Annotated in this window: 10 protein-coding genes and 1 pseudogene; 6 read left to right on the forward strand and 5 right to left on the reverse strand. The window is 59.8% G+C overall.

What is annotated here, in order from left to right:
* Positions 1–284, forward strand: a pseudogene (locus tag NKI25_RS27330) (hypothetical protein); the annotation flags it as partial.
* Positions 285–659: 375 nt separating this feature from the next.
* Here NKI25_RS27330 and NKI25_RS27335 read toward each other — a convergent pair.
* Complete coding sequence (locus NKI25_RS27335) at positions 660–890, reverse strand: hypothetical protein (protein WP_352848828.1); 231 nt, start codon at positions 888–890, stop codon at positions 660–662.
* A 615-nt stretch (positions 891–1505) separates the two neighbouring features.
* Here NKI25_RS27335 and NKI25_RS27340 point away from each other — a divergent pair.
* The gene (locus NKI25_RS27340) at positions 1506–1931 is read left to right on the forward strand and encodes a YidB family protein (protein WP_352592850.1); all 426 of its coding nucleotides are present in this window, start codon (positions 1506–1508) and stop codon (positions 1929–1931) included.
* A gap of 746 nt (positions 1932–2677) precedes the next feature.
* Here the strand turns inward: NKI25_RS27340 and NKI25_RS27350 are convergent.
* The 3 genes from NKI25_RS27350 to eglC form a co-directional block, all read right to left on the reverse strand.
* The gene (locus NKI25_RS27350; RefSeq protein WP_352458611.1) at positions 2678–3988 is read right to left on the reverse strand and encodes an HlyD family type I secretion periplasmic adaptor subunit; all 1311 of its coding nucleotides are present in this window, start codon (positions 3986–3988) and stop codon (positions 2678–2680) included.
* Positions 3988–5733 carry a type I secretion system permease/ATPase gene (locus NKI25_RS27355; protein ID WP_352999913.1) on the reverse strand — a complete coding sequence of 582 codons (1746 nt, stop codon included), beginning with the start codon at positions 5731–5733 and terminating at the stop codon, positions 3988–3990. Before NKI25_RS27355 ends, NKI25_RS27350 begins: the two co-directional genes overlap by 1 nt.
* A gap of 103 nt (positions 5734–5836) precedes the next feature.
* Positions 5837–7228, reverse strand: coding sequence for an endo-1,3-1,4-beta-glycanase EglC (gene eglC / locus NKI25_RS27360; RefSeq protein WP_352592841.1), 1392 nt, complete (start codon positions 7226–7228; stop codon positions 5837–5839).
* Positions 7229–7565: 337 nt separating this feature from the next.
* Between eglC and NKI25_RS27365 the strand changes: the two genes are divergently transcribed.
* The 4 genes from NKI25_RS27365 to NKI25_RS27380 all read left to right on the forward strand — a co-directional run bounded on the left by NKI25_RS27365 (position 7566) and on the right by NKI25_RS27380 (position 11468).
* Positions 7566–8648, forward strand: a complete 1083-nt coding sequence (locus NKI25_RS27365) for a histidine kinase dimerization/phosphoacceptor domain -containing protein (protein ID WP_352592838.1) — start codon at positions 7566–7568, stop codon at positions 8646–8648.
* Positions 8649–8749: 101 nt separating this feature from the next.
* Entirely contained in the window at positions 8750–9019 is a 270-nt protein-coding gene (locus NKI25_RS27370; protein WP_352999915.1) for a hypothetical protein, read from the forward strand.
* A gap of 75 nt (positions 9020–9094) precedes the next feature.
* Positions 9095–10204: an OmpA family protein gene (locus tag NKI25_RS27375; RefSeq protein WP_352592835.1), complete on the forward strand. Its 1110-nt coding sequence runs from the start codon at positions 9095–9097 to the stop codon at positions 10202–10204.
* Positions 10205–10214: 10 nt separating this feature from the next.
* Positions 10215–11468, forward strand: coding sequence for a caspase family protein (locus NKI25_RS27380; RefSeq protein WP_352592832.1), 1254 nt, complete (start codon positions 10215–10217; stop codon positions 11466–11468).
* A gap of 74 nt (positions 11469–11542) precedes the next feature.
* Here the strand turns inward: NKI25_RS27380 and NKI25_RS27385 are convergent, their stop codons facing one another.
* A complete protein-coding gene (locus tag NKI25_RS27385) occupies positions 11543–12136 on the reverse strand; it encodes a DUF6931 family protein (protein WP_031212167.1) in 594 nt (197 codons plus the stop codon).
* Positions 12137–12139: the final 3 nt, after the last annotated feature.

Here is a 12139-nt window from a genome sequence, read left to right on the forward strand (position 1 = left end):
CACCAGCGTGTGGCTGGCCAGCCTCCCCTGACCACCGCCTGAACTCACTCGGCTGGCGAGCAAGTTGCCGCCAGCCGAGCATCAGTCCAGGAACTCTGCGCGTGATTGGGCTCAACGGCGAGATCAAGCGGCGCACCGAGGTCGTCGGCACCTTATCGTCCCTCGTAGGCGCGCTCCTGCTCGAGCAGAACGACGAATGGGCCGTCCAGCGCGCCAGATACATGACATTGGAAACCATCAGCCAAATGAGCGATGATCCGCTCATCAGCCTGCCAGCGGTGGCACGCTACTCGTCCCGGCCCCCATGCCGGAGAGCGCGGCGACCAAGCCGTCAGCTACACCACCACATCCTGGGACACGATCTGAGATTGGGTTTAGCCAAAGACTTGTCTCATGTTGCGCTCACATTCAATTGTCCGGATTGCTCCTATCCGGCAGTAAGGAAAGGTTCTACACTAAGAACGATCGCGCACTTCAGATGCCACGGGTGCAACGCCAAGGTGCGGATCACTTATCAGCAGAAGCTAGCAATCTTCGAAAAACACAGGCTATCGGCCGCCCAGGGGGCGTTGCGACAACTCAACTCTGCTTTGCGCTAAGCCTAGGCGGCTTCGCCTAAGGGTCAAGCGCGGCATTAAGCGGTGGGCGGATGCGGCGGCCTATGCTGGCGCTTTGGAAAAGATTTCGGGATCCGACACGCCAAAGATTGTCTCCGCAGCGACAGCGTCAGCGACCACGAACGGCTGGGGACCGTCGGGCGCTGGCAGCTCAAGGAACAAGTCGCTTTGCCAATCATTGGGTTCCAACGGGCCGAACGTAAACAGGTTTTCAACATGGGAGAAGACAAGTTCGCTTGCGAGCGACTGAAGACTGAAGGAGGGCAGGTCCAAGTTTTAGCCGATGAACCGGCATTGCGCAGGCACAGGCGCGCGAGCTGACCGAAATGATCGCACCGACTATGCAAGATCGAGAGCACATACACGACCAGAGCAACGGAACCACGGCTGGTTGGCTGTCGAGGGCGGTGTCAGCTTCTTCCTGTTCCTCCCACATTGTGATGCCCACCCGGCTTTCGTGACCGCTATCGTCTAACCCATTTGCCGTCGGTCTCTCTCTCGAAATCCTTGTCGCCCTGTCTGCTCGGATCACCGGACCCCCGAGCAGGCGGCTCGGAAGCCAGCCAGGACGATTGTGTCGCCATCGTTCTTGTCCATGGCGCCAGCAGTGTTTTCCGCTGCACTTATCTTCCAAGTTTCTAATGCAAGATTTTGAATGAGCGTGTCGCTCACAATCGGTGACGGAATGTAGAAAGCCCGCGCCTCCGGAGAGACGACGCGAGCTGCGAGCTGACTCTGCGGAGGCACGGAAGCTGAAGTCTAGTCAGAACGAGCCGAGAAGCCGCAATCGTCCGGCTAAAAACCGAATCGAATATCGGCCCAGCAGCATAACCATGGAACCTTTCGAAGCCGCATGCCTTGTCCCTTCCTTATAGAAGGAGATGCGAAATGAGCCTTGATATAGGAAAGGTCGCCATAGCGTTGCTTGGCCTGCTTGCCTACAAGAATAGGGACAAGATCGGCGAGTTGATCGCTGGTAGGAAATCGACAGATCCCAACGCTAGCGCTGGCTCCCCTGGCGGCCTCGGCGACATCCTGGACCGTCTCAGAAATGCGGGTGCGGGCGATCAGGTTGATTCGTGGGTAAGTAAAGGATCAAACCGGCCCGTTCAGCGCGATCAGGTTGAGAAAGCAATCGACCCGCAAACATTGAGCGATCTGGCTGAGCAAACCGGATTGTCCCATGACGAACTTCTCGACCGGCTCACAAGAGAATTGCCCGACGCGGTGGACAAGCTTACGCCCGACGGCCAGATGCCCGCGGGCAACGGTCCAGATCTCTTGGACGAGGTACCAGGAGCTGGCCGTACTTAGCGCCATCTGCGACAGAGCAGGCTGAAACTAGGAGACGCCGGCTTCGGGGCCACCGACCTGGCAGCAATGTGTGAGGGAGAAGTTGCTGGCCTTCACCGCGCGGGTTCCAAGGCCTATCGCAAAAAGTCCCGCCGTACATGCCAGGACGGCGGGACCGATCGGAGCGCCTTTGCACCGGGCATGGGGGATGCGGGGGCGGAATTGCCCAGTGCGCGCGTACCGTTCAGGAACGTTAGGCTCTCACCGGCAGTGCGTCCACCAACCGACGGTTGGAGCGACAACGAAGAAGATGTCGATAGCCGTTCGTCATCATCCAGCGGGGGCGCGCAAGATCGGCCCGACTTGGCGCGTCGGCGGGCGCAGTGGACCGGGCCGCCGCCCGATGCTCACAGACGGGCCGATCAATGGCTTCCGGCTCTATGGAAGGTGCTCTTGCCGACCCTCAAGCCGGGCGACATCGTCGTCATGGCCGTCCGGCACGCCGTCAGCAACGCCGGCGCCAAGCTCTTCTTCCTGCCGAAATACTCGCCAGACCTGATCCGATCGAGATGCTCCTCGCCAAACCAAACACGTGCTGAGAACGGCCGCCAGACGCAACACCGACGCCGTCTGCGAGCATCGGGAAAATCCACGACACTCTCACATCAAAGGAATGCGCCAACTCCTTCACCGAGGCCGAGTATGCCGCAATCTAATCATCACGCTCTAAGCACGGCATGGGTTATGGCCGAGTCCGTCACGCGAACTCAATCCTCCCTGAATGCCCGTTGGATTTGATCTGCCAGAGGTTTTACGAGGTAAGACAGCATTGTGCGGCTGCCGGTCGAGAAGAACACCTCGACAGGCATACCGGGCGACAAGGTCAGGCCCTTCAGCCTTGTAAGCTTTGTGCGCGGCAGGCTGACACGCACAGTATAGAAGCTCGCGCCGTTTCGCTCATCGATGCTGAGATCGGGGGAGATCTCACTGACGACACCATTCAGCTCAGGCGTTATCCGCTGGTTGAAGGCCGAAAGTCGCAACGTTGCGCTCTGCCTTGGCATCAGCTGATCGATGTCTTGCGGTGCCACACGCGCCTCGACCGTCAGATCGTCTGTCACAGGGACAATCTGCATGATGAGCTCTCCCGCGGATATGACGCCGCCGACCGTATGCACGCCAAGCTGATGGACCACGCCAGTTTGCGGGCTGCGTATATCGATACGCTTGAGCTGATCTTCGGCCGAGACCTTTTGCTCGACCAACTCGGCGAGCTTTGCCTGGACGTCACGGAGCTCGGTTGCCACCTCGCTGCGCAAATCCTGGCCGATCTGAATGATCTGCAAGCGGATTTCGGATGTATGGCCCTTCGATTGCGCGATTGCGGCAGTCAGCTTCCCATGTTCGCCTTCAAGCCGGACTGCGTCACGCTCAAGTGTCGTTATGCGATCGATTGAAACCAGCTTGCGTTCCCAGAGCTTGCGCATGCCGTCGAGCTCAAGCCCGATCAATTTGATTTCCTGGCTTTTAGCATCCCTTTGCTCGCTCAAGCCGGCGACTTCTTCGGCGAGCTGAGCAATGCGCTCTCTCAACTGAGCCTTCTGGCCAGCGCGTGCCTGGCGACGAAATTCGAACAAGGACTGCTCGCCGGCCATCGCACGCCGGATCTCAGGATCGTCCTGCCGCGACGTCAGCGAAGATGGGAAGGCGATGGTGTCCGTGCCATCGCGCTCGGCTTCGAGGCGGGCCAGACGGGCCTCGAATTCGTCCAAGCTCTTGGTGACCATGGCTAAATCGGCCCGGGTCACGGTTTCATCGAGACGGATCAAAACCTGGCCCGCCTTCACGGCGTCGCCTTCTCGCACGAGGATCTGACCGACCACTCCACCCGTTGGATGCTGCACCTTTTTAACGCTGGAATCGACGACCAGCCTTCCCGAAGCAATGACGGCTCCAGAAAGCTCCGTGACCGCGGCCAGGCTTCCGGCCCCGCCAACCAGGAGCATGCAGACCGCGAGGCCGCCGAACAGATAGCGTCGAATGGTCCGGTCGATCGCCGATGCCGCGTGTTGCGTCATCAGTGTGTCGCCTCCTCAGGGCCGGAGACGACCTTCAGGGGAACGCCGCCCGAACGGGTTACCTTGCTCAAGACCTCATTCTTGGGGCCAAACGCCTGGACACGGCCGTTAGCCATGACGAGTACCTGATCCAGGCTTGCAAGCGCGCTCGGCCGATGGGCGACCACGACAGCAATGCCGCCTCGCGCCCGCACGCCCTCAATTGCCGCCGCCAGCGCGGCCTCCCCTTCGGAATCGAGGTTGGAATTGGGCTCGTCCAAGATAACGAGGAACGGATCGCCATAGAGTGCCCGTGCGAGCGCAACCCGCTGTCGCTGGCCCGCCGAAAGCGCCGACCCGGCCTCGCCGATCCGCGTTTCGTAGCCTTCCGGCAGATGGACGACAAGGTCATGAACGCCGGCCGCGCGCGCAGCCGCCAGCATCTTGTCCGAAGAGGCTTGAGGTTCGAAGCGTGCGATGTTCTCGGCAATGGTGCCATCGAACAGTTGCACATCCTGCGGCAGATAGCCGACATGGTTGCCCAGTTCTTGCGGCAACCACTGGTCGAGCGTTGCTCCGTCCAGCCTGACGGTCCCGCGGGCTGGAAGCCATATCCCGGCTATTGCTCTGACAAGCGATGATTTTCCGGACGCACTCGGTCCGACAATGCCAAGGCCGGCACCCCTTTCTAGCGCGAACCCGACATCCTGCACAACCACACGACGCTCGCCGGGTGGCGTGACACAGATGCTTTCTACCGCAAGAGCAGATACAGGTGCCGACAGCGAGACACTCGTGGCAATTTCAGGAAGCAGGGCCAAAAGCTGGCTCAGCCGGGTCCATGCCTGGCGAGCACTGACGAGACCCTTCCAGTGGGCGATAGCCAGTTCGACCGGTGCGAGCGCCCGGCTCATCATAATCGAACTGGCGATCATAATACCGGCTGTCGCTTCTTGATGAATGACCAGATAGGCGCCGATCGCCAGTATACCCGACTGCAGCATCATGCGCAGGATCTTCGAGATCGTGCCGAGCGTCCCAGCCAGATCGCTGGCTCTTGCGTTCGTGTTGAGAAAGTCGGCGTTGACGCTTGACCAGCGCTCGGCGATGCGCGCGCCAAAGCCCATCGCCTGCAGAGCCTCTGCATTGCGACGCGTCGCCTCCGCAAGCGTATTGCGCGCTGCCGCCTGGCTGTTTGCCCTCTTCACAGGCTCCCTGGTGCGAACTTCGGCAAGCACAGTCAGGCTAGAGAGAATGATAGCGCCTGCCAGCGCCGTCACGCCGATCCAGAGATGGAACAGGAAGCATATTGCCAGATACAGCGGCATCCAGGGCAGGTCGAAAAGCGCAGTCGGACCAGTGCTCGACAGAAACGAACGCACCTGGTCAAGATCCCGCAACGACTGAAGGCCGTCGCCTGGGAGCTTGGTGCGCAGGGGCAAACGCATAAGGGCGGCATAGACTTGCCCGCTCAATCGCGCATCCAAAGCCATCCCGATGCGCACAAGCAACCGCGACCGGATAAGCTCAAGAACGCCTTGGAAAATGAACAGCATGCCGGCAAATACGGCAAGCCCGACAAGCGTCGGCACACTGCGGCCGGGTACGACCCGATCATAGACCTGCAGCATGAAGAACGAGCCGGTCAGCGCCAGAACATTGACGACGCCGCTCATCAGGGCAATTCCAGCGAACGCGCGGCGGAAAGAAGCCAAAACCGCAGCGAGGGTTGTTCGTGGCGGCTCGGACGAATGGGAATGCGACATCGCCTTCACATCGGTTCAAGTTCAGTCCCGGGCGCAAAGATCGTGCCCGCAATCAGGCTTGGTTACGACATCTCCATACCGCAGCCAGCGTCAGGTTTTGCGCCTAGATATGCCAATCGTTCAGCGCGTACGCGTGGATGTAGTCGATCTGCATTTCCGCAGGTGTCGCAAGCCCGTCGGCGGGCGCTCCCGCGAGGCCACCAACCGCCAGATCGACCAGCATATACATGGGGTCGTGCATATCGGAAGGCGTTGCGGCACGAGCAACTTCGACGTCGTCGAAATACCAGACGAGTTCGTCTTCTGTCCACAGCACTCCGTAAGTGTGGAACCCTTCGGTATCTGCGGCATAGGCCGTCGAGGACACTGTCGTATGAGTTCCCGTCTCGTTGGAGTGGCTTGTCAGAATGAGCTTGTTTGGATCCTGACCGAGCATTTCCACGACGTCCAGTTCCGGTGGCCAGGAGCCGTCAGCCGGGAGAAGCCAGAAGGCCGGCCATACACCTTGCTTTTCGGGCATGTCAGCCCGAATTTCGAAATAGCCGTAGGTTTGTGCGAAGGACTCATAGGTCGTCAGCAAACCTGACGTGTATTTGTAATCGTTTATGTAGGGCTGGATTGCCGCGGGAGCCCGGGCGGCGGTAATCGAGAGAACACCGTCCTCAACGCTGAACGGGCTGACGGAACGCGTCGGGGCATAGTTGGTATCGATATACCATTGAAGCTCCTTGTTGCTCGTGAGCGAGCTGCCGTTCGCGGCGCCCCACCAGAAGTTCGAGTCCCAGGTGCCGCTCGAGCCATTCCACAGGTCGAGCGTGTTGAACTCGTCCGAGAAGGTGAGTTCCAGATGCGACCTGTCTAGGGCCAGATCGAACTGGCCTGGGTTGAACTGGTCGATGGTCTTATTGGCGAAAACGAGAAACTCGTCATCGGACAGGTTAAGTCTGACGTTCGCCCCCGACTGGACCATGTTGGCGTGCACATCCTCGAAGGAGGTGAAGCCGAAGCTCCCGACGCGCGCGGTATCATCGGCGCCAAAGTCGAGGATCAGGTCACTGCCGTTGCCGGGGGTCACGACGAAAATGTCCGCACCGGATCCGCCCTTGAGAACGTCATCGCCCTGCAAACCGTCGAGCGTCTGTTGGCCGGAGCCGCCGGTAATGATGTTGTTTAGCTCGTTTCCGAAAGCATAGTGTTTGTCGCCGGTGACCGTCAGGTTCTCGAAATTCGCTGGGAGCTTGTAACTCATCCAGGTCGAGATGGTGTCGACACCCTCGTTGGGCAGCTCGACCGCCTTGTTTTTGGAGGAATACAGATAATAGATGTCATCGCCCTTGCCGCCGTACATCGTCACGGTGACGCTACCGTCGGCGTACATTGAGTCGTTGTAGATGCTGCCATAAAGTGTCGGGCCGGAATTCGTCGCCGAATACCACTTTACGGAGGATCCGCTGTAGGGGAGTGGAACACCCTTGGCGTTCAGTACGTTGGCCATTTTGGTCCTTTCTCCTCTTTCTCGCCTCGATATCGGGCCTAACACCTATTGAGAGCAAAAGGAGCCATTACCATTTAGCCTTCGAGTTTGGAGGGTTACCAAAAGCTTAATATTCAGCGGAGCCACTTGCCGCGGGGGCCGGCTCACCCCTTCAAGGGCACAAGGCGTGGCACCCGGCGCCTGCCGCTCTCCTTCGGCCGGTCGCAATCTTAGACGTATGGCCGTTGCGCACGACGCAAGCTTGTTGTCAGGTGCATGACGCGGTGCGTCAAATGCAGCTTTGGCGATGGCGGGCGCGCTGCATTGTTGATATTGTCCGCACGGAACAGGCGCGCAAATGACACCGGATTCAGAAAAGGCCGAGGCGGTCGAGCAGTTGCTTGATACACCTGACCTTGCAACCGCACTGGAAAGCGAACAGTTCAAAAAATTCCTTGACCAGGTGCCGATCGCCATTGCCGTTGCGAACCTGGCCGCTGAGGAGCGCGTAGTCTACGCCAACCCGGAATTCGAGAAACTGTCAGGCCTGACGGCCGCCAGGCTCACACGAGCAAACTGGGCAGCCCTTTTGGGCAAAGGCCTCCACGAGCAGAAGAACCGGCCACTTGCCGAGGCCGTGGTCGAGGAAACCGATTTTGTCGGCACCTACAGGCTGGAACGCAACGAGGATAAGCCGACGATCGTCGACGTTTATTCCAATGTGATCGAGGACGACAACGGCAAGATGTGCTTCCGGCTGGTGGCGCTGGTCGACGTATCGGCCCATGGCGAGGCGGGAGATGAGCGCTCGGTTGAGGAGCTTGTCAGCGAGAAAGACACACTGCTGCGCGAACTGCAGCACCGGGTAAAGAACAACCTGCAGATGATCACCGCACTGATCCGGCTGGAAAGCCGCAACGCGACCGAGGCCGACCGGAGACGGTTTGAGCGGCTTGCCGGTCGCGTCGACGCTCTGGCGATCCTCTACCAGACGCTAACGGCCGACGAGCCGAAAGAGGAGGTCGATCTTGGCGTCTATCTCAGCCAGATCGCGTCCGCGGTGATGAGCTCGCATGCAGTCGAGGGGATCCGCCTGGATATGAAGGTGGATACATATCCCGTGTCAATAAACGTCGCCATGCCGGCGGGACTGGTCGTCAACGAATTGCTGACCAATTCACTAAAGCATGCGTTCCGGGGGCGCGACGGCGGCACGATAACACTGCACAGCGTCGTCGATGGCGACGGCTGCCGGGTTATAGTGGCGGACGACGGAATCGGCCTGCCGGAAGGCGAGACGTGGCCCAAGCCAGGCAAGCTCGGAGCGCTGATCGCGCGCTCGCTGACCGAGAACGCCAAGGCGCAGTTCGCAGTCGACTCTAGCGCCAGCAAAGGGACGAAGGTGACCATCATCTTCAAACGATCGGCGGCAGCAAGCTAAACGATTGCCGTCGAACATGGCAGGCTGGCGGCTGGCTTCATGTCGCGGCTTTGGGCAGGTGCCTGCAAATAGGCCCGGACGCGCCTCGCGGCCTGCTTCACATGGTCGAAATCTTCAATCGAAGAGCCGCCAGCTGCATTCCGCGGGAGAAGCAGGATGGAGTAAGCCGGGCGTTTCCCTCGCTTGGCTGGTCCAGCGTGACCGGCTTCAAGACAGCGGCAGGTAGCGCAGCGAATATTCTCCAATCAGCTCCATTGTTCGCCAACAAGACTGCTTGTTCGCGCAACACCATTTTTCCGGACTTACGCAGCCCGGGACCTGAGCGGAATTACACCATTGCGGTCGATTGGCCGATGCTCGCCAAGCCTTGACAATTGTTCTATGCTCTCCTTGGCACGCTTGGTGGTGATTGCGACACGGAAGGCTGTTGTCCTGTGGGGGGTTCGATGTTCGAAGTCGTCGGAGACTGGCGGAAAACGGGCTCGAGAAGCTGGTTAGCCCTAAACACCCTTGGCTTGATCATCGCGCTGTCGGTGCTGTTTTTACCCGGACTGGAAAGCGCGAATGCACAGACGAACTGGACACTTGATCCAACCGCTTCGGTGCTCACCTACCAGTCGGTCAAGAAGAACACGATCGTTGAAACCAACAAGATCAGGAACATCGCCGGCACCCTTTCTTCGACGGGTGAGGCCAAAATCACATTCGACCTCAATTCAGTCGATACCGGCGTCGACCTTCGAAACGTCCGCATGCGGTTCCTTTTCTTCGAGACATTCAAGTATCCGGCCGCCGAACTGACCGCAAAAGTGGACCCTGCGGCGTTTGCCGATCTTGCGACGAAGCGAAGGATGAAGGCAGTGCTTCCATTCCGACTCAACCTGCACGGGGTCGACAAGGATCTCGAGGCCAATGTCGTCGTGACCTTGATCAGCGACAGCATGGTTTCCGTCGCTTCGGAAGCCCCCGTCGCCGTGCATGTCGAGGACTTCGGACTGCTGCCGAATGTCGACAAGCTGCAGCAGGCCGCCAATGTGGCCAACATTGTTCCGACCGCTTCGGTATCGTTCGATTTCGTGTTCAACGCCGATGGTAGCAAGCCCGCGGCCGTCCAGACCGTCGCGGCAAGCACCGCCGACGTCGGGCCTGTTGCCACTGATGCTGCGAAGGCGAACTTCAGCGACGAGGAGTGCCTCAACCGGTTCGAGGTGCTCTCTCGCACCGGAGCCATCTATTTTCGGCCGGCGAGCGCACGGCTCGACACCCAAAGCCGTCCGCTACTGGAGGAGGTCGTTGGCGTCGTCGGCAAGTGCCCGGGCCTGAAGGTGGAGGTTTCCGGCCACACCGACTCCGATGGGTCGTCCGCCGCCAACAAGCTCCTGTCGGAGCGGAGGGCCCAGGCCGTAGCTGACGCCATTGTTGCCGCAGGTATTGCTCGCACGCAGATCATGGCGATCGGTTATGGCGAGGAGCGGCCGGTTACTGGCAACGACACGCCGAAGAACAAGGCGCTCAATCGGCGGATAGAGTTTTCCGCCACCAAGCTCGTCAACTGAGGAAGGGCCTTTGTTCCGGCGGGGCTTCGATCTGATTGCTTGGTTTATTGGTGTCCTAGGCGCGATCGGGCTGGTGATGCTCTCGCTGTTGTTGACCTTGACGGCGGCCAACGCCGAACGTCGTGCTGCTCTGGTCCTTGGCAACTCCCAGTATCAGCATGCGCCGGCGCTGACCAACCCGGTACACGACGCGCAGGCTGTTGCCGAACGTCTCAAAAGCCTGGATTTTGAAGTCGTCTCCGGGTTCGATCTGACCAAATTGCAGACCCAGACGACCATTGCGCAGTTCGCAAAGCAGGTTCGCGGCGCCGACATTGCCCTTTTCTTTTACGCCGGCCACGGCTTGCAGGTTTCAGGCAGCAACTACCTGCTTCCGGTCGATGCCGCACTGGAAGACGAGACCTCGCTCGACTTCGAAGCGGTGCCGGTGGATTTCGTTTTGCGGCAAATGTCGCGCGAGACCAGCATAAGGCTGATTTTTCTCGACGCCTGTCGCGACAATCCCTTGGCCGAGGTGTTGGCAAAGACCGCAGGCGTCAAGGGAGCGAGAAGTGGCCTTGCCGAAATCCCGATCGAGAATGGCGGCACTGGCACGCTGGTCGCCTTTTCCACCAGTCCCAATCAGGTCGCCTATGACGGATCGAGCGAGCACTCGCCGTTCACGTCGGCGCTGCTTGCCCATATCGGGGCCTCGAACGTCTCCATCACCGACGCAATGAACAGGGTTACCGCCGACGTGTTCAAAGCAACGGCCGGCAAACAGCGCCCGTGGATCAATGTCTCGCTCACCACCGAGGTCGTGCTGCACAAGGTGGATCTGAACGCGCCACTGATCGTCGGTGAGGCGACCGCTCCGCAACAACCGCAAGGCGCCTCGGGCGGGCGCAACGCCGCCGCAAATCCGTCTGGCGCTGACGATGCCCAGCTTGCGCTCAATGTGCTGCGTCAGAAAATCCCGAGACTGGCTTCGGACGAGCCGATCTTTTTCGACCAACCTGTCGATTTCGGAGATCCAGCAATCGACGGCAAGAGTATCGCCGAGCTGATCACAGGCAAACCACTCTTCACTCCCGTGGAAGGGCTCGACAAGGCGGTGTGGGAGGGCAAGCACTGCAACGGCTGTCATGAGTGGAATGAGGATCGGCTATGCGAACAGGCGAAAAATTTCGCCGCCAACGATGTCTCCGTTCTACGCCTGCAACATCCGCTTGGGACACGCTTCAAGGTGGCGCTGGCCAAATGGGCGCAAGGCGGCTGCAAGTGAGATCTGGGCCCTTCGGTTCGAAAACCCCTGGTCAAACAAGACCATGGAGCTGCGTCTATTGGAATGGTTCGGGTCTAATACGCATCAGCCGATTGGCGCTGCGCCTCGATCTCGGCCAACTGCAGGCCCATTTCGACAAAGGCGGAGAGAACGGCAAAGCGGTCCGCCAGTGCGACGCGCGCCAGCCCTGCTAGAACACCGGCATTGACTGCATGGGCGGCAGGATGTCGCTGCAAGGCCGTTGGCGCGGCTGCGCCGACGACAGATCCGGCAACGCCAAAACCATTGTCACGCCATTCCGCAGCCAAGGCAATCCAGGCGCCCGGCGTAGCCGGCGGGGTTGCCGCAGCCTCGCTTACTGCGGCGCGGTGGCGGGGACTGTCCGGTTCGCTGACCCAGTCGCGAACAAGCGCGAGCAGCTCTTGATCTGTCTTATCGAGCAGCTCGCTCAGATGCCCCAGGCATTCATGGGCCCACCAGACCGCAGCCCGATCAGGAAGCAGGTAGGCACAAAACGTGATCGCCTCTTCGGGAATGGGCCCGGCGAGGAGATCGCGGCAAAACTCGATCGAACGCTGCTCGGTTGGAAGGGCTCTCATGTCTCTGGCGACAGCGGGACAAGCCACAAAAAGATCCCGTGCCGTTTTGAATCGGAGCCCATTGGCCATGAC

It is taken from the genome of Mesorhizobium sp. M0808, from assembly GCF_040320025.1.
In the GTDB taxonomy this organism is placed as follows: domain Bacteria; phylum Pseudomonadota; class Alphaproteobacteria; order Rhizobiales; family Rhizobiaceae; genus Mesorhizobium.

Coding starts and splice junctions, on each gene's coding strand:
- NKI25_RS27340 (WP_352592850.1), top strand. CDS start 1,506: ATGAGCCTTGATATAGGAAAGGTCGCCATAGCGTTGCTTGGCCTGCTT.
- NKI25_RS27350 (WP_352458611.1), bottom strand. CDS start 3,988: ATGACGCAACACGCGGCATCGGCGATCGACCGGACCATTCGACGCTAT.
- NKI25_RS27355 (WP_352999913.1), bottom strand. CDS start 5,733: ATGTCGCATTCCCATTCGTCCGAGCCGCCACGAACAACCCTCGCTGCG.
- eglC (WP_352592841.1), bottom strand. CDS start 7,228: ATGGCCAACGTACTGAACGCCAAGGGTGTTCCACTCCCCTACAGCGGA.
- NKI25_RS27365 (WP_352592838.1), top strand. CDS start 7,566: ATGACACCGGATTCAGAAAAGGCCGAGGCGGTCGAGCAGTTGCTTGAT.
- NKI25_RS27370 (WP_352999915.1), top strand. CDS start 8,750: ATGGTCGAAATCTTCAATCGAAGAGCCGCCAGCTGCATTCCGCGGGAG.
- NKI25_RS27375 (WP_352592835.1), top strand. CDS start 9,095: ATGTTCGAAGTCGTCGGAGACTGGCGGAAAACGGGCTCGAGAAGCTGG.
- NKI25_RS27385 (WP_031212167.1), bottom strand. CDS start 12,136: ATGGCCAATGGGCTCCGATTCAAAACGGCACGGGATCTTTTTGTGGCT.